At 54.2% G+C, this 22067-nt stretch carries 21 protein-coding genes and 1 tRNA gene; 12 read left to right on the top strand and 10 right to left on the bottom strand.

All coding sequences use genetic code 11. The features are described 5' to 3' along the window. Nucleotides 1-21 precede the first annotated feature (21 nt). From ABA45_RS04505 to hemA, 4 genes are all read right to left on the bottom strand, one after another. Nucleotides 22-771, bottom strand: a complete 750-nt coding sequence (locus ABA45_RS04505; RefSeq protein ID WP_048384488.1) for a molybdopterin-synthase adenylyltransferase MoeB — start codon at nucleotides 769-771, stop codon at nucleotides 22-24. Nucleotides 772-919: 148 nt separating this feature from the next. Continuing rightward, nucleotides 920-1864: a peptide chain release factor N(5)-glutamine methyltransferase gene (gene prmC, locus ABA45_RS04500; protein ID WP_048384487.1), complete on the bottom strand. Its 945-nt coding sequence runs from the start codon at nucleotides 1862-1864 to the stop codon at nucleotides 920-922. After that, a complete protein-coding gene (gene prfA, locus ABA45_RS04495; protein WP_048384486.1) occupies nucleotides 1854-2942 on the bottom strand; it encodes a peptide chain release factor 1 in 1089 nt (362 codons plus the stop codon). Before prfA ends, prmC begins: the two co-directional genes overlap by 11 nt. Further along, a complete protein-coding gene (gene hemA, locus ABA45_RS04490; protein WP_048384485.1) occupies nucleotides 2939-4228 on the bottom strand; it encodes a glutamyl-tRNA reductase in 1290 nt (429 codons plus the stop codon). The genes prfA and hemA overlap by 4 nt, the downstream gene beginning before the upstream one ends. A 206-nt stretch (nucleotides 4229-4434) precedes the next feature. On the opposite strand from hemA, the gene ABA45_RS04485 reads away from it, so the two are divergent. The 8 genes from ABA45_RS04485 to ychF all read left to right on the top strand — a co-directional run bounded on the left by ABA45_RS04485 (nucleotide 4435) and on the right by ychF (nucleotide 11609). Continuing rightward, a complete protein-coding gene (locus ABA45_RS04485; protein ID WP_048384484.1) occupies nucleotides 4435-6300 on the top strand; it encodes a tetratricopeptide repeat protein in 1866 nt (621 codons plus the stop codon). A gap of 2 nt (nucleotides 6301-6302) precedes the next feature. Beyond that, entirely contained in the window at nucleotides 6303-6956 is a 654-nt protein-coding gene (gene lolB, locus ABA45_RS04480) for a lipoprotein insertase outer membrane protein LolB (protein ID WP_048384483.1), read from the top strand. An 80-nt stretch (nucleotides 6957-7036) separates the two neighbouring features. After that, nucleotides 7037-7921 (top strand): 4-(cytidine 5'-diphospho)-2-C-methyl-D-erythritol kinase, encoded by an 885-nt coding sequence (gene ispE, locus ABA45_RS04475; protein WP_227506123.1) that lies wholly within the window; start codon nucleotides 7037-7039, stop codon nucleotides 7919-7921. A 22-nt stretch (nucleotides 7922-7943) separates the two neighbouring features. Continuing rightward, a tRNA-Gln gene (locus ABA45_RS04470) sits at nucleotides 7944-8018 on the top strand. Between the two features lie 52 nt (nucleotides 8019-8070). Beyond that, nucleotides 8071-9021, top strand: a complete 951-nt coding sequence (locus ABA45_RS04465; protein ID WP_041635461.1) for a ribose-phosphate diphosphokinase — start codon at nucleotides 8071-8073, stop codon at nucleotides 9019-9021. A 184-nt stretch (nucleotides 9022-9205) separates the two neighbouring features. Continuing rightward, entirely contained in the window at nucleotides 9206-9841 is a 636-nt protein-coding gene (locus ABA45_RS04460; protein ID WP_048384482.1) for a 50S ribosomal protein L25/general stress protein Ctc, read from the top strand. A gap of 21 nt (nucleotides 9842-9862) precedes the next feature. After that, complete coding sequence (gene pth, locus ABA45_RS04455) at nucleotides 9863-10453, top strand: aminoacyl-tRNA hydrolase (RefSeq protein ID WP_048384481.1); 591 nt, start codon at nucleotides 9863-9865, stop codon at nucleotides 10451-10453. 64 nt (nucleotides 10454-10517) lie between these two features. Next, on the top strand, nucleotides 10518-11609 hold the full coding sequence (gene ychF, locus ABA45_RS04450) for a redox-regulated ATPase YchF (RefSeq protein ID WP_048384480.1): 1092 nt from the start codon (nucleotides 10518-10520) through the stop codon (nucleotides 11607-11609). A gap of 90 nt (nucleotides 11610-11699) precedes the next feature. Here ychF and ABA45_RS04445 read toward each other — a convergent pair whose 3' ends face one another. The 3 genes from ABA45_RS04445 to puuE are packed head-to-tail and all read right to left on the bottom strand — an operon-like array spanning nucleotide 11700 to nucleotide 14022. Next, on the bottom strand, nucleotides 11700-12200 hold the full coding sequence (locus ABA45_RS04445) for an ureidoglycolate lyase (protein ID WP_048384479.1): 501 nt from the start codon (nucleotides 12198-12200) through the stop codon (nucleotides 11700-11702). A 33-nt stretch (nucleotides 12201-12233) separates the two neighbouring features. Then, nucleotides 12234-13082, bottom strand: a complete 849-nt coding sequence (locus ABA45_RS04440) for a bifunctional allantoicase/(S)-ureidoglycine aminohydrolase (RefSeq protein ID WP_048384478.1) — start codon at nucleotides 13080-13082, stop codon at nucleotides 12234-12236. A 22-nt stretch (nucleotides 13083-13104) separates the two neighbouring features. Beyond that, nucleotides 13105-14022, bottom strand: coding sequence for an allantoinase PuuE (gene puuE / locus ABA45_RS04435; protein WP_264753033.1), 918 nt, complete (start codon nucleotides 14020-14022; stop codon nucleotides 13105-13107). A gap of 169 nt (nucleotides 14023-14191) precedes the next feature. Here puuE and ABA45_RS04430 point away from each other — a divergent pair, with 169 nt between their 5' ends. After that, nucleotides 14192-14935, top strand: a complete 744-nt coding sequence (locus tag ABA45_RS04430; protein ID WP_048384476.1) for an aspartate/glutamate racemase family protein — start codon at nucleotides 14192-14194, stop codon at nucleotides 14933-14935. A gap of 301 nt (nucleotides 14936-15236) precedes the next feature. Here ABA45_RS04430 and ABA45_RS04425 read toward each other — a convergent pair whose 3' ends face one another. The 3 genes from ABA45_RS04425 to ABA45_RS04410 form a co-directional block, all read right to left on the bottom strand. Then, nucleotides 15237-16688, bottom strand: coding sequence for an NCS1 family nucleobase:cation symporter-1 (locus ABA45_RS04425; protein WP_048384475.1), 1452 nt, complete (start codon nucleotides 16686-16688; stop codon nucleotides 15237-15239). A gap of 515 nt (nucleotides 16689-17203) precedes the next feature. Next, on the bottom strand, nucleotides 17204-17947 hold the full coding sequence (locus tag ABA45_RS04415) for a GntR family transcriptional regulator (protein ID WP_227506121.1): 744 nt from the start codon (nucleotides 17945-17947) through the stop codon (nucleotides 17204-17206). Nucleotides 17948-18012: 65 nt separating this feature from the next. Beyond that, nucleotides 18013-18981, bottom strand: coding sequence for an asparaginase (locus ABA45_RS04410; protein ID WP_048384473.1), 969 nt, complete (start codon nucleotides 18979-18981; stop codon nucleotides 18013-18015). Between the two features lie 175 nt (nucleotides 18982-19156). Here ABA45_RS04410 and ABA45_RS04405 point away from each other — a divergent pair, with 175 nt between their 5' ends. From ABA45_RS04405 to ABA45_RS04395, 3 genes are all read left to right on the top strand, one after another. Further along, the gene (locus ABA45_RS04405; protein WP_048384472.1) at nucleotides 19157-19480 is read left to right on the top strand and encodes a PAS domain-containing protein; all 324 of its coding nucleotides are present in this window, start codon (nucleotides 19157-19159) and stop codon (nucleotides 19478-19480) included. Between the two features lie 106 nt (nucleotides 19481-19586). Continuing rightward, the gene (locus tag ABA45_RS04400; RefSeq protein ID WP_084708273.1) at nucleotides 19587-19934 is read left to right on the top strand and encodes a methyl-accepting chemotaxis protein; all 348 of its coding nucleotides are present in this window, start codon (nucleotides 19587-19589) and stop codon (nucleotides 19932-19934) included. Beyond that, nucleotides 19927-22038, top strand: a complete 2112-nt coding sequence (locus tag ABA45_RS04395) for a putative bifunctional diguanylate cyclase/phosphodiesterase (RefSeq protein WP_048384470.1) — start codon at nucleotides 19927-19929, stop codon at nucleotides 22036-22038. The genes ABA45_RS04400 and ABA45_RS04395 overlap by 8 nt, the downstream gene beginning before the upstream one ends. The last annotated feature ends 29 nt before the right edge of the window (nucleotides 22039-22067 follow it).

Raw genomic sequence — 22067 nt, 5'->3', positions numbered from 1 at the left:
GACAGACTTGAAGTCTGTCCCCTAATTGTTATTGCACACCGGGCAAGCCGGATCTTTGGCCAGCTTCATTTCGCGCCATTCCATGCTCCAGGCGTCAACGATCAACAGGCGGCCTACCAGAGTTTTACCCACACCGCTGATGACTTTTATTGCTTCCATCGCCTGCGCAGCGCCGATCATGCCAACCAGTGGGGCTATTACACCGGCTTCGGAGCAGGTCAGGTCCTCATTACCTTGTTCAGGATACAGGCAATGGTAACAAGGGGACTGTGGCTGACGGCTGTCGTACACGCTGATCTGACCTTCGCCACGAATGGCCGCACCAGACACCAGCGGTACGCCGGCTTTCACGCACGCTCGGTTCAGGGCAAAGCGGGTATTGAAGTTGTCACAGCAATCCAACACAAGGCTTGCTTGTTTCACAGGGGCGTCAAAATCTTCGCCCTCCAGCCGCTGGCGAATCACGTCTACCGTTATCAATGGGTTTATACCGTGAATGCGATCGGCCAGGCGCTCGGCTTTGGATTCCCCGAGCTGGACGGTTTCAAAAGCAATTTGGCGCTGCAAATTGGCCACTTCGATATGATCGTCGTCTACCAGCGTCAGGTGACCCACCCCGGCCGCGCCAAGGTAAAGCGCCACGGGGCAGCCAAGGCCGCCGGAGCCAACTATTAAGACGCGCGCGGATTTCAGCGCCTGCTGGCCGGCAATGTCAAAGTTCGGCATTAGAATCTGGCGACTGTAACGTAACAGCTCGTCGTCACTTAGCATGTAGGGCTCCGTTGACAGATCGAGGGCAGATTTGAAATCTGTCCTCATGGGTGGGATGTCCAGGCAGACCGGGGACAGATTTGAAGTCTGTCCCCGGTCTTGGGAGAAAACGGACACGGAAAGCGGGGACGGATTTGAAATCCGTCCCCTACCTGACTTGGCCAAGAGTCACTCGGTCATTACGGCCGTAGTCCTTTCGGCTATGTACCTGATCAAAGCCCTGTTGGTCTAGCAACTCCCGCACAGCCTGCGCCTGATCATAACCGTGTTCTAACAGCAACCATCCGCCAGCGTTCAGCCAACGTGGCGCAGCGGCCACAATATGGCGGATATCATCCAGGCCATCGGCACCCGACACCAGCGCAGAGGCCGGTTCGAAACGAACGTCACCTTCAATCAGATGATGATCAGTTTTCGCAATATAAGGCGGGTTAGACACGATCAAATCAAAGCCCTGATCACCACTTAAATCACGCTGTAAATCACGACGCTGATCGCCACGTCGGTTAGAACGTTGATCAAAACAGACAGCCGCAAGCTGGTCGAACCAGTGGCTTTTCACCACCTGAATTGGCAGATTCAGCGCCGCTGAGTTGCTCTGCGCCAAGGCGACGGCGGCATCTACAAAGTCACTGGCGGTTATGTCCCAATCAGGCCGCTCGCAGGCCAGCGCCAAGGCAATGGCGCCGGTACCTGTACCCAAATCCAAAACCCGTGCCTGGGCTGGCAGATTCAGGGTCAGCGCCTGCTCGACCACACATTCGGTATCGGGCCGTGGAATCAACGTGGCAGCGTTCACCTGCAACGGCAGTGACCAAAACTCTTGCTGCCCCAGCACGTAAGCAACGGGTTCACCCGCTGCGCGCTTGGCTACAAGCTGCTCAAAAGCAGCCGCCTGCACAAGACTGACGTGTTGTTCGGGGAAAGCACGGAAGCGGGTTCGGGACCATCCGGTTACCTGGGCCAGTAACAGCTCGGCGTCTAGCTGGGGCGAATCACTGCCGATACGGCTCGCAGCTGCGCGTAGCAATTCGTCACAGCGTAAAGTGACTGGATCAAAGGTGCCCAGGTTGTCAGCAAAATCAGCGGTCATCGGCCAGCGCAGCCAACAGCTCGGCCTGGTGTTCTTGCAGCAATGGCCTAATCACCGAATCCAGATCGCCCGCAATCACTTCATCTAGCTTGTACAGGGTCAGGTTGATGCGATGATCGGTTACCCGGCTCTGGGGGAAGTTGTAGGTGCGAATGCGCTCGGAGCGGTCGCCGCTGCCCACCAGGCTTTTGCGGGTTTCGGCCATGCTTTGATTGGCGCGCTCGGTTTCAATATTCTGCAAGCGCGAAGCCAGCAGGCTCATGGCCTTGGCACGGTTTTTATGCTGCGAGCGCTCTTCCTGGCATTCCACCACCAAGCCACTTGGCAAGTGCGTAATGCGAATGGCGGAGTCGGTCTTGTTAACGTGCTGGCCGCCGGCACCAGAGGCGCGAAAGGTGTCTACCCGTAAGTCGCCCTTGTTGATTTCTACCGCCTCGGCTTCGTCGGCTTCCGGCATAACAGCCACAGTGCAGGCCGAGGTGTGAATGCGGCCCTGGGATTCGGTTTCCGGTACTCTTTGTACGCGATGCACACCAGATTCAAACTTCAGCGTGCCGTACACGCCACTGCCAGTCACCCGCGCAATCACCTCTTTGTAACCGCCGTGTTCGCCGTCGCTGGCGCTGAGAATTTCCACCTGCCAGCGCCGCCGTTCAGCAAAACGGCTGTACATGCGGAACAGGTCACCGGCAAATATGGCGGCTTCGTCGCCGCCGGCGCCGGCGCGCACTTCCAAAAACACGTTTTTACCGTCGTTCGGGTCTTTTGGCAGCATCAGGCCCTGCAGTTCTGCGTCCAGTTCTTCGCTGGCTTGCTGGGCGGTGCGCAGCTCTTCTTCCGCCATTTCACGCATGTCAGCGTCGCCGTCTTTACACAGCTCTCGCGCTTCGTTGATGTCCACAAGGGAGTGCTGCCAGGCTTGGAAACACTGCACCACCGGCTCTATTTCGGCGTATTCGCGGGACAACTCGCGAAATTTATTCTGATTGGCAATCACGCCGGCATCGCTGAGCAAGGCGCTGACTTCTTCAAAACGTTCAACAAGCTGTTCAAGGCGAGACTGAATAGACGGCTTCATAGTTTTCCAACGGGGGTCTTATGGTCGGTTTCTTCTGCATCAAGCTGGTGCAATTCCCGCAACCATTCAGTGACCTCGATGCGCCCGGCGGTGGTGGCCTTGCGTACCTGAATTGACGGTTGGTGTAGCAACTTGTTGGTAATACCACGAGCCAGGCTGCGCATCACGGTTTCCGGATCGGCGCCGTTGCGCAAAGAGCGAAGCGCTTTTTCAGTTTCCACATCGCGCAGATCTTCGGCTCGCTGGCGGAACTGCTTCAGCGTGAATACAGCGTCCAGTGCGCGCAGTTGGTTCAGAAATTCCTGCACACCCAGATTAATCAGGTCTTCGGCTTCCCGGGCGGCGCCCTCGCGGGAGCGAATGTTCTCTTCAATCACCTGACGCAGGTCGTCAACGGTGTAAAGATACACGTCATCGAGCTCGGCCACTTCCGGTTCTATGTCCCGCGGAACAGCAATATCCACCATGAAAAAGGGCTGGTGTTTGCGCTTTTTCAGTGCCCGCTCCACGGTGCCTTTGCCCAGAACGGGCAGCGGGCTAGCGGTGGACGAAATAATAATGTCCACTTCGTGCAAATGTTCGGCGATGTCGGACAGCAATATGCCTTTACCACCGTGGACCTGCGCCAACGTTTGCGCCCGCTCCAGGGTACGGTTGGCTACCAGGAAATCTTTCACGCCGGCGTCTGCCAGGTGGCGGGCAACCAGTTCGATGGTTTTGCCGGCGCCGATCAGCAGAGCTTTGTTACGCGACATGTCGGCAAAAATGCGGTTAGCCATGCTCACCGCCGCATAGGCGATGGAAACCGGGTTTTCGCCAATAGCGGTTTGGGTACGAACCCGTTTGGCTACCGAGAAGGTGTGTTCGAACAGGCGCGCCAGAAACGAGCCACAGGCTTTGTGCTCCTGCGCCAGGGCATAGGCATCTTTAAGCTGCCCCAGTATCTGCGGTTCGCCCAACACCATGGAATCCAACCCGGCCGACACCCGCATAAGATGGCGTACTGCCTCGCTGTCATGATGGACGTAAATCACGTCTTCCAGGTCGCCGGCATCGACGTTGTGAAAACCGGCCAACCAGCGCAGTATCAGAGGGGCGCAATTTTCATCAGCGGCGAGATAAATTTCGGTACGGTTGCAGGTCGAAAGTATGGCCGCCTCGGTTGCTCCGGCAGCCGCGCGCAGCTCTGCAAAGGCCTCGGCCATGCGCTCAGGGGTAAACGCCACCCGTTCGCGGATTGCAACAGGCGCCGTGCGATGATTAATACCAAGCGTTACCAGTGCCATTTTGTGATTCAACAATCCTGCGCGCTTTGCGATTAATGAAGGTTTAATATTACCAGTATTTTAACGTTCTGAAGGCCGCGCTGCCACCCATAAGCCTTGAGCTGCGGCAAGTGCGGACACGTTAGGCAACATCTGGCGGTTATGCCATTATACAGTTTTGGCGCTCCACATCGGGTTTTACGCCTGCTCAACATACGGAATTTTGCATGCAAACATTCTTTTTCGGGCTCTTTTACCGCGCAGTTGATGGCAATCGTCATTTCACTCGCCATCATAAACTTCATCGCGTTTTCGCCACCGGCTTGCTGGGCCTTGCGATTTCGGGATGCAGCAGCTTTTCGGGCTTTGACAACGTCAAACCAGACGTGATTGGCGCCGAATCGAATGCCTCTGCACCCAACGCCTCGCCTACCTCTGAGGCACCCGACTCTCCGCCGGTGTACGGGAATTTCGAGCCTGAAGTCCTGTACCTGCTGACCTCTGCAGAAATTGCCGCGCAGCGCGGTCGCTATGATATCACTTTGGGCCACTACGTGCAGGCCGCCCAAGTGTCCCGTGATGTCGGCGTTATTGAGCGGGCAACCCGCATCGCCCAATCCCTGAACAGCGAAAACACCCAGCAGGAGCTGGTGAAATTGTGGCTGGAAGTGGAACCCGACAGCATCGAGGCCCACCGTTCCGCCGCCATTCAGGCGGTAAAAAGTAATGACCTGGCACTGGCACTGGTGCACATGGAACGAATCATGGAACTCGGCGGTGACGCCGACTTTGACAGTCTGGCAGCCATGGCAGCCGGCCTCTCGGTTGAGCGCCAGCAGCAGTTGTTGACGCTGTATCTGGATTTGGCCGAGCGCCACAGCGACAATCCAGAGCTGGAATACAGCATTGCCTTATTGATGAAAATACGCGATATGCCGCAGCCGGCACTGGCGCGACTGCAAACGCTGCTGGAAAAACACCCCACTTTCCAACCGGCCATCATTCTGAAAGGCGACCTACTGTACGGCAGCGACCAAAAACGCACTGCGCTTGACCACCTGATGACCAACACCCGGCGCTTCCCCGGAAATCAGAAAATGGGCGCTCTATACGGCCGTATGTTGGTTAATGAAGGCGAACTGCAAGCCGCGCAAGACGAATTTGAGCGGCTGGTTAAGCGCTACCCGGACATGTCTGAATTGCGCCTGTCCCACGCGCTGGTGGCGATTGAAAACCAGCAGGGTGACATCGCCCGCAAAGAACTGACCTTTTTGCTAAACCGAGGTCAGCAAGCTGCCGAAGCCAATTATTATTTGGGCCGACTGGCAGACAATGAAAACCGCTCTATACAGGCGATTAACTACTACCAGGCTGTAAGCGAGGGCGTCTATTACCTGCCCGCCCAAGCCAGAGCCAGCACCTTGTTGGCTGAAACCGGCAAACTCGAGCAAGCGGTTAATGCCATTCAGCAATTACGCCAAACCAACCCAGGGCGCTCCGAAGCACTGTGGATGATTGAAATCAACCTGCTGCTGAATCAGGGCCAGCAACAGCAGGCCGCCGAAGCCATTGAGCAAGCGCTACTGCAACACCCGGGCAATATCCAGATTCGTTACGCCCGCGCCATGATGATGGACAGCCAGGGAAACACCGCCGAAGCAGTGCAAGACTTGGAGCAGATTGTGCGCGACGACGCCGACAACGCGGTGGCCTTGAACGCTCTTGGGTACATTCTGACCATTCGCACCGAGCGTCTTTTTGAGGCCCGTCAGTTGATTGGGCGAGCGCTGGAGCTGGAGCCCGAAAACCCGGCCATTCTCGACAGCATGGGCTGGCTACTTTACCGCGAAGGCAAATTGCAACAGGCTCTGGATTACCTGTCCCGCGCATGGGCTGCCTTCCCAGACTCTGAAATAGCCGCGCATTACGGCGAAGTTTTGTGGATGACGGGCGCCGAAGAGCAGGCGCGCATTATCTGGGAACAGGGACTAAAACAGGACCCCCAGCACGAAGTGTTGCTAGAAACCATTGAGCGGGTAGGCACACAGCCGGCATCAAGTACCGACGCTGTTGAAGCTACGGCTGGCGAGTAACCGTGTTTTTTTCAACCTTAACCAAGGTGAGACTGCGCCGCGCTGCTTTAATGCTTCTACTGGCTACGCTGAGCGGCTGCAGCACAATAACTTTGGAGCCCTTACCAGCAGGCCTGACCGACCAGCCGCCCGCATCCTGGACAGACACAGTCCGCCAGCGGCAGAATCTTGACCACTGGAAACTGACCGGCAAGCTCGCCGTTAAGCAACCTTCTGACAGCGGCAGCGCGCTGATTAACCAATGGGTACAGCACAACGAAGACTATGATCTGACCCTGTCTTCGGCCTTTCTGGGCATGGGCCGCACCCGACTGAAAGGCTCACCCGACTTTATTGAACTGACACTGGCCGACGGCGAGCGTTACCAATCCTCTGAACCAGACGAACTGGTACTAGCGGCGACGGGCTGGCGCCTGCCATTGAACCAGCTGACCTGGTGGGTGCGGGGCTTAACCGCGCCCGATGGCGACTACCGCCTGCTGTTCAACAGCACCGGGGAACTGGTGGCTATTCGCCAGAGCGGCTGGCATATTCAATACGACCGCTGGTACAGCGCAAGCCCCGAACTGCCGGCACTGCCTGCCCGCATCACTGCCACTAAGGGCGAGAAACGCGTGCGCATGGCCATTACTGACTGGCAGCCCCTGAAGCCCTGACGACAGCTCTCGGTTCAAGTTTTAAGGCAACTTTCAAGGCAACTTTCAAGGCAACTCTGACAGAAATTCTGACAGAAACTATGACGGCAACAATAGCGGCCATCACTATGACCACAATCACCCTGCCGGCGCCGGCAAAGATTAATCTTTTCTTGCACATCAATGGCCGCCGCGCTGACGGTTACCACCTGATTCAAACCCTGTTCCAGTTTCTGGACTATGGCGATGAACTGACCTTTGAGCTGACTCCCGGTAAGCCCGGCGTGCGCCTGGCGCAATCGATGCCCGGGGTAGCCGATGCCGACAACCTGATCATTAAGGCTGCTCACGCATTGGTCGGGGACGCGCTGGCGCAGCTGCCCGGTGTTACCATCAGTATTTGTAAAAAACTGCCCATGGGCGGTGGCTTGGGCGGTGGTAGTTCTAACGCCGCAACCACCCTGTTGGCGTTGAATTACCTGTGGCAGCTTGGCCATGACGAAGACGCTCTGGCAGAACTGGGGCTGAATTTGGGCGCCGATGTACCGGTTTTTGTACGCGGCCACGCAGCCATCGGCGAAGGCGTCGGTGAACAGCTCACACCCGCAAACCCACCACAAGACTGGTTTGTGGTGCTAAAGCCCGAATGTAATATTCAAACCACCAAGATTTTTTCGGCAAAAGGGTTGACAAGAAACACTCCAAAAATGACAATGGCGCCCGCTTTTGAGGGAGATGCCTCGGGGTACAAAAACGACTGTGAAGCAACGGTTCGGAAACTGTATCCTGACGTCGCTGAAAGTCTAAATTGGCTTTCACAATTCGGACCTGCGAGATTAACTGGAACAGGAGCTTGCATTTTCGGACGTTTCCCGACAGAATCCGCAGCCCGGATTATCTGGAAAAGTAGACCCTCTGGCATCAAGGGGTTCGTAGCTAGAGGGGTGAATCATTCACCTCTACACCAGAAACTAGCAGAGCTATAATGATGCCAAATAAGCACGACACTGGGGTGTCGCCAAGTGGTAAGGCAACGGGTTTTGATCCCGTCATGCGCAGGTTCGAATCCTGCCACCCCAGCCATCTTTCTTCTACTTCTTCTGAATCACACGCCGATACCGAGAAGGATGCTATCGTGTCCAAGTTAATGATTTTTGCCGGCAACGCCAATCCTGACCTTGCCCACGCAATTTCCAAGCAACTCCATATTCCAGTTGGCAACGCAACAGTCGGATGTTTTAGCGATGGTGAAACCACCGTTGAAATTAACGAAAATGTGCGCGGCCACGATGTTTTTATTATTCAGCCTACGTGCCATCCCACCAATGATAATTTAATGGAACTGATTGTGATGGCCGACGCCCTGCGCCGAGCTTCTGCATCACGCATCACCGCGGTTATCCCCTACTACGGCTACGCCCGTCAGGATCGTCGAGTTCGTTCCAGCCGAGTCGCCATCAGCGCCAAAGTGGTTGCTGACATGATTTCCAGCATTGGTGTAGACCGGGTACTGACCGTAGACTTACACGCCGATCAGATTCAAGGCTTCTTTGATATTCCGGTGGACAATATTTACGCCACACCGGTGCTGATTGAAGATATTGAAAAACAGCGTTTTGAAAATTTTGTCGTGGTATCGCCCGACGTTGGCGGTGTTGTGCGGGCGCGCGCCGTGGCAAAGCGCCTGGATGACGCAGACCTTGCGATCATCGACAAGCGCCGCCCCAAGGCTAATGTGTCCCAGGTTATGCACATTATTGGTGATGTACGCGGCAAAGTTTGTATTCTGGTTGACGACATTGTTGATACCGCCGGCACGCTGTGCAAAGCCGCCGAAGCCTTGAAAAAACACGGAGCATCGCGGGTTGTGGCCTACATTACCCACCCGGTTCTTTCTGGCAAAGCCATCGACAACATTAACAACTCCGAACTGGACGAGCTGGTGGTGTGCGACACCATTCCTCTGGGTGACAAAGCCCGGCAGTGTGCTAGAATCCGCCCTCTCAGTATGGCCGGTTTGCTCGCGGAATCTATTCGCCGCGTTAGCAACGAAGAATCTATCAGCGCCATGTTCGAGAATGTCTAAGCCGTTTTAATTTTAACCGTTCTGAGTAATCGGAGCTGTTCAAAATAGACCGCAAAAGCAAATACCGGTACGGGAGCCACAACGGCTCCCGTACCTTTTCATAGCTGGCACCGCCGGCTTTTTAAAACCTCATTTGTAAAGAGCCTGGTCGCGGGCCGTGCAGATGACGATAAGGATACTTACCATGTCTCAGGACTTTGTAATTGAAGCATTTCCTCGTGACGACCAGGGGAGAGGTGCGAGCCGCCGCCTGCGTCGCGAAGAGCGTAAAATCCCGGCCATCATCTACGGTGGTCATAAAGAGGCTGTGCCCATCTCCATCTGGCACAACGAGCTGAAAAAAGCATTGGAAAACGAAGCTTTTTATTCCCGCGTTCTGACCATTGAACTGAACGGTAAAAAAGAAAGCGTTATCCTGAAGGATCTGCAGCGTCACCCGTACAAGCCGCTGCTGAGCCACGCTGACTTCCAGCGCATTAACAAAGACGAAGAAATCTTCGTTCACGTACCGCTGCACTTGGTGAACGAAGAAACTGCTCCAGCCATCAAGACCTTTGGCGGCGTTGCTTTCCGTCTGATGACCCAAGTAGAAGTAGCTTGCTTGCCGCAAAACCTGCCAGAGTTCATCGAAATCGACCTGTTTGACGTCGAGATGGATGGCATTGTGCACATGAGCGACCTCAAGCTTCCAGAAGGTGTTCGTATTCCTGCACTGCAGCACGGCGCTGAGCAAGACCAGGCTGTTGTTACCATCAACAAGCCTAAAGGTGTTAAGACTGACGCCGCTGGAGATGAAGAAGACGGCGAAGGCAAGGAGTAATTACTCCGGAGGCGACGGCAGATGGCACAGGATATTGTCATGGTGGTTGGACTGGGTAACCCCGGTGCCGATTACGAGAATACCCGCCATAATGCCGGCGCCCTCTTCGTTGAGGCACTGGCCCGCGATGCGGGCCAGTCGCTTCGCCTCGAAAAGAAATACCACGGCCTATATGCCCGTATTCAATGGCAAGGTTTGGAACTGCATTTGCTGAACCCCTTAACGTTCATGAATCGCAGCGGATTGTCGGTAAAAGCACTGGCAGACTTTTTCAAGATATCCCCCGAACAGATTCTGATCGCCCACGACGAACTTGATTTGCCCCCGGGCACCGCAAAACTGAAAAAAGGCGGCGGCCACGGCGGCCATAATGGTTTGCGCGACAGCGTTGCACACCTTGGCACCAACGATTTCCAGCGCCTGCGACTGGGCATTGGCCACCCCGGTGAAGCCCGCCAAGTGACCGGCTATGTATTGGGACGCCTGGGCAAAAGGGAAGCCGAAGCGCTAACGGCGGTATTCGATGAAACCATGCGCGTATTGCCAGACGCTGCCAACGGCAACATGGCTGCGGCCATGAACCGCCTGCACGGCTTTGACGCCAACGCCTGACACACGCTCAAACCAGAGACAGATTTAAACTCTGTCCCTTATCTTACTGAATCAGAGGCACTCCATGGGATTTAACTGCGGCATCGTCGGCCTTCCCAACGTCGGCAAATCTACCTTGTTCAATGCACTGACCAAAGCAGGCATTGGCGCAGAAAATTTTCCGTTCTGCACCATCGAGCCCAACGCCGGCGTAGTGGCCATGCCCGACCCACGCCTGACCAAGCTGGCTGAAATTGTTAAGCCCCAGCGTGTTGTGCCAACCACCATGGAGTTTGTGGACATTGCCGGGCTAGTAGCAGGCGCCTCCAAGGGCGAAGGCCTGGGCAACCAGTTTCTGGCCAACATCCGCCAAACCGAAGCCATTGCCCACGTAGTGCGTTGTTTTGACGACAGCAACGTTATTCATGTGTCGAACAAGGTAGACCCGGCAGACGACATAGAGGTGATCAACACCGAACTGGCGCTAGCCGACATGGACACCGTGGAAAAAGCCATCAGGCGGGTACAACGAATCGCCAAAGGCGGCGATAAAGAGGCCAAGGCCCAGCTGGACATTTTTGAACGTTTGCTACCGGTTCTGAACGAAGGCAAACCCGTGCGCGGCATGGGCCTGAATAAAGACGAGTTGCTGCTGATTCGCGAGCTGTGCCTGTTGACCATCAAGCCCACCATGTATATCGCCAATGTGGCTGAAGACGGCTTCGAGAACAACCCATACCTGGATACCGTGCGCGAAATCGCCACTGCTGAAAACGCCGTGGTGGTGCCCATTTGTAACAAGATTGAAGCAGAAATCTCCGAACTGGAAGACGACGAAAAAAGCATGTTCCTGGACGAAATGGGCATGGGAGAACCCGGCCTGGACCGCGTGATTCGCGCCGGCTACGGCTTGCTTGGATTGCAGACTTACTTCACTGCGGGAGTGAAAGAAGTGCGCGCCTGGACCGTAAAAATTGGCGCCACTGCGCCCCAGGCGGCTGCCGTAATTCACACCGATTTCGAACGTGGCTTTATTCGTGCCGAGGTGATTGGCTACGAAGACTTCATCCAGTTTAAAGGTGAAGCGGGCGCCAAAGACGCCGGAAAGTGGCGCTTGGAAGGCAAAGAATACATCGTGAAAAACGGCGACGTGGTGCACTTCCGCTTTAATGTCTGATTAAGACTTCTGACCTTGAAGGGTCTCAGACAACAAAAAGCCTTGTGATACAGTCCACATCACAAGGCTTTTTGTTGCACGATGCTCCGACTATTTCAGAACCACCCGCAGCGCCAGTGGATGCTCTTCGCAGTTGTGCCCCACGCCGCCGCGATCCACGACCAGAAACTCTCCCTCGCGGTCAAGCACTGACTGAATGGCGTGCCAGGTGCCAGCGCGATAATTGACGCCCTGTCGGCCATCGGTTACGAAAGCCCGCACCTGATCTGGATCGATAACGTCTCCGGCCGGGGCCACCACAACCACAAAGCGCTCGCCGTGCAAGGGCACAAAAGCCTGACTGCCCAGCGGATGACGCTCAAGAAACGCCAACTCCAATGGCATTTGCACTGGCTGGCTGACAAAGATACTGATCAGCGTTCTTGCTTCTTCGCCCAAGGTTTCGACCTTGGCCAGGTCATGGTAGCGGCGGGTGCGCCCGTCGTTAATCATGAAAAATGTAGCGCTGCGGTGATCAATTACCTCGCCAAAGGCAACGAAAGCCTCGGGAGTCAGCGGCTCGGCTGTTAATTGCAATAACTGCTCACTCATCTACATACTCCTGCACGCTGTTACAAATTCTGCTTAACGACCGTAAGTCGGCAGTTTCATGTGCCGGTTCACGTCCTTGTACAACAAATAGCGGAACGGACCCGGGCCACCGGCATAGCAAGCCTGAGGGCAGAAGGCGCGCAGCCACATGTAGTCGCCGGCCTCTACTTCTACCCAATCCTTGTTCAGCAAGTAAACAGCCTTACCTTCGAGCACATACAGGCCGTGCTCCATAACGTGCGTTTCGGCAAATGGGATTACACCACCGGGTAGAAAGTTGACGATATTCACATGCATGTCATAGCGCATGTCCTGGGTATCAACAAAGCGGGTGGTGCTCCAACAACCATTTGTGTTGGGCATTACCAGCGGTTCAACCACTGTTTCATTAGTAACGAAGGCTGCTGGCATTTCGATACCCTCAACTTTCTCATAAGCTTTGCGAATCCAATGAAAGCGCACAACCTCGCCCGAGTTATTGTGCAGAACCCAATCGCTACCCGGCGGAATGAACGCGTAGCCACCCGGCGACATGTTGTACTCTTTACCGCTCAAGGTCAGGGTCAGCTCACCCTCGACAACGAACAGCACAGCTTCAGCACCCGGGTCAGTTTCCGGCCGGTCGCTGCCACCACCCGGCTGTACTTCCATGATGTACTGCGAAAAGGTTTCAGCAAAGCCGGTTAATGGCCGTGACAACACCCACAAGCGAGTACCGGTCCAGAATGGCAGATGGCTGGTGACGATGTCACGCATCACACCCTTCGGAATCACAGCATAGGCCTCGGTGAACACCGCGCGGTCTGTCAGCAATTGCGTTTGCGGCGGGTGCCCGCCGGTGGGCGCGTAATAGGTTTTTGGTTCGTTCGGACGCTGGGCCATGGTGGCTCCTATAGGGAAAGACTTATACAGGATGGTGTTCGGCCCAGTGACGGGCTATATCGATACGGCGAGTCACCCAGACGCGGTCATGGGCCTCGATGTAGTCTAGAAAACGCTGCAACCCACGAAACCTGCCAGGGCGGCCAATGACACGACAATGCAAACCCACCGAGAGCATTTTTGGCTGATCGCTGCCTTCGGCATAAAGCACGTCGAAAGCATCTTTCAAATAGCTGAAGAAGTGATCGCCGGTGTTGAAACCCTGCGGTGAGACAAAACGCATGTCGTTGGTGTCCAGAGTGTAGGGCACTATCAGGTGGTTGTGATACTCGCCCTTGCTGTCGGCAGCGCGGGTCCAGAATGGCAGATCGTCGCCATAATAGTCGCTGTCATACACAAAGCTGCCCTCGTCCAGTAGCAGACGACGAGTATTGGGGCTGTCGCGACCGGTGTACCAGCCCTGCGGCTTCTCGCCGTATAGGCGCTGAAAAATTTCCACAGCACGCTGCATATGCTCGCGCTCAATCGCCTCGGGCATACCCTGGTAGTGAAGCCAGCGCCAACCGTGACAGGCAATTTCGTGCCCCAACTCCTTGAATGCCGCAGCCACGTCAGGATGCCGTTCCAGTGCCATGGCCACACCAAAGACCGTCAGCGGCAAACCACGTGTTTCGAACTCCTTGAGAATACGCCAAACACCGGCGCGGGAGCCGTACTCGTATATAGATTCCATGCTCATGTGCCGGTCCGGGAACGACTCGGCACCGACGATTTCAGAGAGGAATCGCTCGGAGTGACTGTCACCATGCAGGACACAGTTCTCCCCACCCTCCTCGTAGTTGAGCACGAACTGAACGGCGATACGGGCCTTACCCGGCCATTTGGCGTGCGGCGGGTTCCTGCCGTAACCGACAAGATCCCGCGGATAAATGGCGCTGATGCCCATGGCTGCATAACCTTTTGTGCGTGTTAGAGAAGAGCGTCGTGGCATAAAATACCTGCCAATTATTCACCTTGATGGCCCAGTTTGTATTATGGGTTTTTGACAATCTTAATTGTATACAATTATACTGAAATTTTGTGTACAAATACTTACATAGGTCATCGAAATGCACATTCGCGTCATTAATCCGAACACCACTCAAGCCATGACAGACGCCATAGGTGCAGCAGCACGGGCTGTCGCCTCACCCGGCACACGCATTACGGCCAGCCAACCGGACAGCGGCCCGGTCTCTATCGAAAGCCATTTCGATGAAGCCGTGAGTGTTATAGGCGTTATAGAAGAAGTGCTCGCCGGTGAGCGCGAGGGTACCGACGCTTACGTGATTGCCTGCTTTGGCGACCCCGGTCTCTATGCCGCACGTGAGCTGACCCGCGCACCCGTGATTGGTATTGCCGAGGCCGCTTTTCACATGGCAGGCCTGATCAGCACGCGTTTTTCCATCGTCACCACATTGCCCCGCACCATGATTATTGCCGAGCGTCTGCTAGACAGTTATGGATTCAGTCACAACTGCCGGCGCATCCACGCGGCAGACATTCCAGTGCTGGAACTGAAAGACAACCCAGACTTGGCACTGCAATTGATCATCGAAGAATGTCTGCGAGCCAAGCATGAGGACAACATCGGCGCCATCGTGCTTGGCTGCGGCGGCATGGCGGATCTAACCCCGCAAATTACCGAAGCGGTCGGGCTGCCGATCATCGAAGGCGTCACCGCCGCCATCAAACTCGCGGAAGCCTTGGTCGGCCTGGGCTTGGGCTCTAGTAAATATGGCGACTTGGCCTTCCCCCCAGCCAAGCCTTTTATCGGACGTTTCAAGAGCTACTCAAACCTGAAGTCAGAATAAGCCTTACATCGGAAGCTCCACTAGGACCTTCACCGGCAATCGCCACAGCCATGAACATAGAAATGACAATCATTTAGAACGAGAGCAACAGCTCCCGAAAGCACAAATACGGTAGCGGGCCCGGCCGGCTAACCACCCTTTACTCGATGTCGATTTTGTTCTGCGCGCTGTTTATGGGTTTGATCGACTGGCCTCGACAAACCCGAGGCCGCCTACTTTGATATTCAGAATCATTGAACCACTGCACACCTACGCACTGCTCCTCTGGGTGGGGGCTCCACCCAGAGGAGCTTGAACTTGTTCAGTCCTTCAGGGCATTAGACTGGATCAAGACAGTTTCATACTTTTTGGTGCATAGGTAGTAAATGATGCCGCCCAATGTGGCGCCGATAATCCAGGCGTAGCCAGACAGGTCGCTCAGCACCGGCACCCACACTGTGGCCACTGAGAATATTCCACCGATCACAAATGCAATGACTGCGTTGTCGTGCCAGCCTTTTTTGTAGTGGTATTGGCCACTTTTCATGTTGTAAAGGTCTTCGCGGCTGAGCTCTTGTTTGCGCACCACGTAGTAGTCAACAATCAAAATACCAAACAGGGGAGCCAAGGTCGCGCCTAGCGTATTTACAAAGCCAGCAATACCGATCTGGCTAATCACTGCAGTCCACAAACCGCCAATGACCAGAGCGAATCCTGATGTGATCAAGCCGGCCTTGCGAAAGCTGATTGTTGATGGTGACAAGTTGGCAATACCGTTAACCGCAGGAATAAAGTTAGCAACCAGGTTGATGCCAACGGTCGCTGCAAAAAAAGTAATCGCTGCGATGATACTCAAGAACACACTGTCGGCACGCTCCACTATTTCAGTGGGGTTGATGATGGCCTCACCATAGACCACCGCCGCGCCTGCAGTCGTGAGCAAAGCCAGGGCCGAGAATAAAATCATGTTCATCGGTAAACCCCAAAGGTTGCCGTTGACCATAGCCTGTTTGTTTTTTGCGAAGCGAGAGAAGTCACTGAAATTGATCATGACCGCCGCAAAATAAGCCACCATCGTGCCAAAGATGGCAACAAAGCCAGACACCTCGGTTTTCCAAGTAGCTTCTGGGTTGGCGAAAATAGTTTGCGCGGCTGAAAGTAGCTGTCCGTCTGACTTGTTCCACAGCACAATCACCAAGCCAATCATCACGGCGTACACAAATGGCCCCGCCAGATTCAAAAAACCTTCAACCCAATTCATACCGCGCCAGAAGATAACAATGTGAAACGCCCAGACGAACAAGAAGGCCACCCAGTCGACGCCGCTCAAACCCAGGAACATCGTGTCAGATTCGGCACCTGTGATCGTCCTGATCAAAAGAGACAACGCAGTTGAGGCGAAGTAGACTTGCGCTCCATACCAAAAAATAGCGACGACTGCACGCAAAATCGCAGGTAGCTTGGCACCCGCAGTACCCATACTGGCACGAGCGAATACAGGGTAGGAGATGCCATAACGCTCGCCTGCCGCGCCAGACAAGTTGACCATGAACATCACAAACAGGCCTGCTGCGATCAAGGCGGTAAAGGCAGTCCACCCGCTAGCACCAAATGAAATAAATAGGGATGCCACCAGGGTGTAGCCAAACAAAGACTGAATGTCGTTGGCCCACACGTTGAATATTGCAAACGAGCCCCACGTTTTTTCTTTCTTGGTCACTGGTCGAAGTGCGCTGCCTTCGTCGCTTATTGCCGTGTCGTTGGTGGGTTGCATGCCAATCTCCCGAGATTAAATGTTGTCAATTTCAAGTTAAGAATCGAAATTCTGATGTGTATACAAAAATTGTATACAAAAAGTATTTGCAGAATTCATACCAGAATCCATTACTTAACTTAAAAGTACTCAGACATAACTGACTGGCATTGAAATATATGGAAAAACACCGAATGACTTCTTTTGAAGGATTCTTCCTGACGCGAACATCCAACTTCAGTCCCAGTTTTATTGAACCAAACTGGTGCAAAAATGATATGAGCGAACGAAACAAAGGCAACACCGACCCTGTTCTGTATCGTGTTTCTGCAGTGGTGGACTACCAGATCGACAAACATAAGCCCGGCAAGGCGGAGTAGGTCTGTATAAAGAGCTGCAAACCGGCAACGGGGTTTGCGCTTCTTGGTCTGGTACTCGGCTTCGAAGAAGATAGCCTGATCCATGGTCGCGGCAAATCCTGTGCGATGGCCGTACTGCCTTATTGCCGCTAATCTTGAGACTTATTCAGAGTCTCCTTAATAGACTCCAAACACATCACGCAGATTCGGCGTTTCACCCTTGGTTTCCCTAATAAACAACGAATTTTCGATCAAGTATAAGTGTTTCTGCATGAATGCCGCGGCAGCGTCACTGTCCCCAGTCTCGAGCAGATCAACCAGTCGGTGATGGTCATGACAATCACAACCCAAGTCACCCGAACGACCATAAACGGCCAGAATCAATGAAGAACGCGAGCATAGTTGAGCGACAAACTGCGCCAGCGCCTGATTGCCCGCCAGCTCGGCCAGGCGTCCATGAAAAGCCGCAGATATCTTGATCGCCGCGCTTTGCTCATTTCTTTGCAAAATCTGCTGCTCGTGCTGAGCCATAGCGCGCAGCTCATCGACCTGTGCGGTGGTAATGCTGACAGCCAGGCGAGCCATCAGGGCACACTCGATCATCCGCCGCGCATCAAAAATTTCCCGCGCTTCCTCGGCTGAGGGTCGTGCCACCGTTGCGCCCTTACCCGGCGTTAGTGTAATCAACTGTTCCAGAGCCAGCCGTTGCAGCACCTTGCGAATGCCAGTACGGCTGATGCCAAATACCTCCGCCAAGGCGTCCTCACGCAAACGCGCACCGGGCTTGAGCCGATGCTCGATCACTGCATCGCTGACCGCCCGGTAGATCACGTGGTGACGGGAACCCTTCACTTCAGGTGTAGCCTTCACAGGCGCGTGATCGGCCTTTGCGGCAACCGACGTTGACCGGCGTGCTTTCATGGGCCCAGGCCTCTCCATACGGGGATAAAATCGATTAAAAGTCGTTATGCTTTACAGCCAGACTGTCAGGAAAACAGCGACTGATCGATTGGCATATTGCACGACAAAGCGCACATAAGCCTGAGGCGGGCCTTTCTAGCATTAAGGTGACTGGCTTTAAGCACGCCTATCGACACCTGTTCAGCCAGTGACCCCCGGTACTCATAAACTTCTGCGAGCCTTCCCCATTGGGTAGAAGACACGACCGCCACAGGAACGCCCGCGGCTCTCAAAGCGCCCAGCGGTTGCATCCAGTTCGGCGGAACGTGTCCACGGCCGACGGCGTCTATCACCAACCCTTTGGCTCCGCTGGCTACCGCCGCTTCAAGCAGGGCCGGTGACGCACCAATCGCCACCGGAAGAATATCCACGCGCGGCAGTTGCTCGCCCGGCGCAATTGCGCTCAAGCGCTGCACCCGTTTGGTGAGCCTGACCTCATCGCCATCAACAAACCCTACCGGCCCGATGCCTGGTGAACCAAAGCCATTAAGCTGATAGCTGCTGAGTTTACGCACAGAGCTTGCCGCATGAATTTCCTCATTAAACACCACCAATGCGCCGGCGCCCCGTGCCTGAGGTGCATTCGCTACCTTCAACGCATCGCGAAGATTGGGGCCGGCATCCGAGCCGCTGACATAGGGCACGCGCTGAGCACCGGTGACTACAAGCGCGGTATCTTCAAGCCCCAGGCTCGTGTCGAGGAAGTAGGCGGTATCTTCAAGGGTGTCCGTACCTTGGGACACCACAAACCCAGCCACATCTTTACGTTGGGACAACTCAAGACACAACACTCTGAGCTGCAGCAGGTCATCAGTGGTAATGGCATTGCTGGGCTTCTGGCAAAGAGTGATCACCTCAACCGGACCGTCGCTTTTAATCTGCAACCTGTCCATCAGTTCTTTACCTGAAAGAGCACCCGCAATCGCCCCTCCCGAACTGCTTGGAAGACTGGCGATGGTGCCGCCCAATGAAATAAGTACGACGGTATTTTTCATATTCATATCTTCAGAAAAGATGGTCAGGATATTCGATCGCACAATACAGAATAAATACTTCGGTTTGGCATTTTTGCCAAAAAATACTGAATACCCATCCGCTCATGCAAACTTTCAATAAATCGGCCAAACACCGATAATACTACTTTAACCTCAAATCAAAAGCGCTGCCCCGATGCGTCAAAACCTTCAACTGACAGAACAGCAGCGCAGCTTTGACCCGTCTCAGCGACGCATATCCGCTACAGACGCCAAGGGCAAAATTCTAAACTGTAATGATGTGTTCAAAGCCACCAGCGGTTTCACCAGGAAAGAGCTGATTGACAGCCAACACAACATTATAAGGCACCCTGGCATGCAGCCTCACGTGTATGAGCACATGTGGAGGTGCTTGAAGGCCAAGAAGAGCTGGATGGGTATTGTGAAAAACTGCTGCAAGATCGATGATCAATATTGGGTGGACGCCCATATCACCCCAACTTTCAACAAGGCAGGCTGATTGGATACAAGCCTGTTCTGACTCAACCTAGCCTAGAGCGGACTTCCAAGGTTGCAGAGCTTTACGTCATCGTCGGTGCAAAAAAACACGTGGGTCAACTGAATCCATTCAGAAGATCATCAGCAACCGTCGAGCCAGCGCCAAGCACGCCGTGGACATTGCCCGTCAAAGCAATGACGACGCCGAGCAAGGTGTGCAGCGTGTCAGCGAGACACAGCAGGCTCTTGAAGGAATCAAGTCGGCCATGGAGCGTATCAACGGTATGAGCCAGCAAATGGCCACTGCAACTGAGGAGCAGGCTCACGTTGCCGAAGAAATCTCTCAACAGATAAACCGTATCGCAGAGGCGGCGGATGAAAGTCTGGACAATGCCTCTAAAACAAGTGATAGAGGCCAGGCTTTGAAGAAAACAGCTGCCAACCTCCATGGCCTAACGGAGCGATTTAATGCCTAAAGACACTTTGCCCGGCTCTGGCGCAGTTGAAGACCTGGACATTGAACAGCTGCGTACGGCCTTTGGCCTCCAGAATGCCATTTTGGAGGCCGCAGTTGATGCCATTATTGCCATCAACGACAAAGGCCTGATCAGTTCGTTTAACAACGGTGCCGAGAAACTGTTTGGCTATCCTGCCAGGGAAGTCATAGGGCGCAATGTTTCAGGCCTGATGCCTGACCAGTTCGCGGCCCATCATGATGGCTATATGCAAAACTATCACCACTCCGGGCACGCCAAGATCATAGGTATTGGCAGGGACGTAGAGGGTCTCAGGAGTAATGGGAACACTTTCCCAATGCACCTGTCGGTAGGGCGTGCCGATACACCAACTGGCCGAATTTACGTAGGTATCTGCCACGACCTGACTGACTACAAGAATGCACTGCTTAAACTGCACACCGCAGAGCAGCGCTACCGTGAAATTGTGGAAAGCCAAACCGAGTTGATCATCCGTCTGGACAGCAATCTGTGCCTCACATTTACCAACCCGGCCATGTGTCACTTTTATAAGTGTGAGCAGACTAACCAGTTGCTGGGCACCAGCTTTTTGGAACTACTTCATTCCGACGACCGTGTGCTTTTAAAGCGCCAGCTCATTAATCAGAATGGCACGCCGCTGGAAGACGTTGAAACACTGTGCATTCGAATGATGCCACCCAGTGGCGATACCCGCTGGGTCGAATGGCGCATTCGCCAATTGCAGGGCGGAAAGATCCCTGGACCCGGGGAGTTCCAGGGGTTTGGCGTCGACATCACTGAAAAGATACGCGCTAAAGACCAGATGGCCTATGCGGCGACACATGACCCAATCACCGGGCTACTGAACCGCGAAGGTTTTAGCGACCAGCTCAGCGAAAGGCTAAATGTCGGCGGGCGCCAGCTTGGTGTGGTGCTCTTGAACCTGGATTGTTTTGACATCATCAATGAGACCCTGAGCCATACGTCTGGCGATCTGGTTTTGAAGAGAGCCAGCGAACGGATCAGCACGTCCCTGGCCAGGAAAGACCTATGCGGTCGCCTCAATGCAGACGAATTTATAGTGATGCTAGATGGCACAAACCACGCCGACGACCTGAAATCTATGACTCATAGACTCCAGAACCGTTTATCTGAACCCTTTGCCGTTGAGCAGCGGGTATTCAATTTAACGGCGTGCGCCGGCATCAGCGTCTGCCCAGAGAACGGCACAACCAGTGAATCCCTGATGCGGAGGGCAGAATCTGCGCTTCGTGAAGCCAGGTCGCGGGGACGAAATGAATTGGAGCTCTTTTCTGAAGAGCTCGAACAACGTACAAAGTCTGCCGCTGACCTTGAGCTGGGAATTCGCCTAGCATTGGATAATGACCTGTTCAGGCTGGCCTACCAACCTAAATACAACCTAAGTGACAATAGCCTTCAAAGCTTTGAGGTTCTGATTCGCTGGTTTCATCCAAAGTGGGGCCCTGTAAGCCCGTCGCGTTTTATTCCCTTTGCCGAAGCCAACGGTTTAATCGTCCAGATTGGTAGGCTGGTACTCGAAGAGGCTTGCAGACAGTGGCGTGAATGGACCGATTTCGGTTTGAAGATTCCAACGATGGCGATCAACATTTCTCCCCTGCAGCTGGCAAGCTTGGGGTTCAAAGACGTTCTACTGAACACCCTAAAAACTTTTTCGGTGCCTGCCTCCGCCATTGAGCTTGAAATCACGGAAGGGGCAGCACTCAGCCACACTAAAGAACAGATGGAGCTGATTCTTGCGCTCCATGACGAAGGCTTCAGCCTTGCCATCGACGATTTTGGTACGGGTTACTCATCTTTAAGCCAGCTATCCAGCCTACCTGCCAGCACGCTGAAAATCGACCGGGCGTTTGTCAGCAAAATAACTGATTCAAGCAGCGAGTCCGTTATCGAAGCCATCATTACCCTTGGCCATTCTCTTGGCATGAAAATCGTTGCCGAGGGTGTAGAAACAGAATTACAACGGGATTTCCTTAAAAATAAGGGTTGCGATATCGCTCAGGGATTCTGGTATTCGAGGCCGCTGAGTGCTGAAAAAATGAGGTCGGCCCTACTGCCTGACTGATTTCTTGTTACATTCAAACATTGACGCTG

The sequence above is a fragment of the Marinobacter psychrophilus genome (assembly GCF_001043175.1).
GTDB classification, from domain to species: Bacteria; Pseudomonadota; Gammaproteobacteria; order Pseudomonadales; family Oleiphilaceae; genus Marinobacter; species Marinobacter psychrophilus.
Note: the sequence above shows the minus strand (reverse complement) of the source record. Positions and strands in the feature narration are given on the sequence as shown.

Excerpts from the sequence above, each read along its gene's own strand:
- ABA45_RS04505 (WP_048384488.1), bottom strand. The coding sequence starts at position 771 with ATGCTAAGTGACGACGAGCTGTTACGTTACAGTCGCCAGATTCTAATG.
- prmC (WP_048384487.1), bottom strand. The coding sequence starts at position 1,864 with ATGACCGCTGATTTTGCTGACAACCTGGGCACCTTTGATCCAGTCACT.
- prfA (WP_048384486.1), bottom strand. The coding sequence starts at position 2,942 with ATGAAGCCGTCTATTCAGTCTCGCCTTGAACAGCTTGTTGAACGTTTT.
- hemA (WP_048384485.1), bottom strand. The coding sequence starts at position 4,228 with ATGGCACTGGTAACGCTTGGTATTAATCATCGCACGGCGCCTGTTGCA.
- ABA45_RS04485 (WP_048384484.1), top strand. The coding sequence starts at position 4,435 with ATGCAAACATTCTTTTTCGGGCTCTTTTACCGCGCAGTTGATGGCAAT.
- ispE (WP_227506123.1), top strand. The coding sequence starts at position 7,037 with ATGACGGCAACAATAGCGGCCATCACTATGACCACAATCACCCTGCCG.
- ABA45_RS04460 (WP_048384482.1), top strand. The coding sequence starts at position 9,206 with ATGTCTCAGGACTTTGTAATTGAAGCATTTCCTCGTGACGACCAGGGG.
- pth (WP_048384481.1), top strand. The coding sequence starts at position 9,863 with ATGGCACAGGATATTGTCATGGTGGTTGGACTGGGTAACCCCGGTGCC.
- ychF (WP_048384480.1), top strand. The coding sequence starts at position 10,518 with ATGGGATTTAACTGCGGCATCGTCGGCCTTCCCAACGTCGGCAAATCT.
- ABA45_RS04445 (WP_048384479.1), bottom strand. The coding sequence starts at position 12,200 with ATGAGTGAGCAGTTATTGCAATTAACAGCCGAGCCGCTGACTCCCGAG.
- ABA45_RS04440 (WP_048384478.1), bottom strand. The coding sequence starts at position 13,082 with ATGGCCCAGCGTCCGAACGAACCAAAAACCTATTACGCGCCCACCGGC.
- ABA45_RS04430 (WP_048384476.1), top strand. The coding sequence starts at position 14,192 with ATGCACATTCGCGTCATTAATCCGAACACCACTCAAGCCATGACAGAC.
- ABA45_RS04425 (WP_048384475.1), bottom strand. The coding sequence starts at position 16,688 with ATGCAACCCACCAACGACACGGCAATAAGCGACGAAGGCAGCGCACTT.
- ABA45_RS04415 (WP_227506121.1), bottom strand. The coding sequence starts at position 17,947 with ATGAAAGCACGCCGGTCAACGTCGGTTGCCGCAAAGGCCGATCACGCG.
- ABA45_RS04410 (WP_048384473.1), bottom strand. The coding sequence starts at position 18,981 with ATGAAAAATACCGTCGTACTTATTTCATTGGGCGGCACCATCGCCAGT.
- ABA45_RS04405 (WP_048384472.1), top strand. The coding sequence starts at position 19,157 with ATGCGTCAAAACCTTCAACTGACAGAACAGCAGCGCAGCTTTGACCCG.
- ABA45_RS04395 (WP_048384470.1), top strand. The coding sequence starts at position 19,927 with ATGCCTAAAGACACTTTGCCCGGCTCTGGCGCAGTTGAAGACCTGGAC.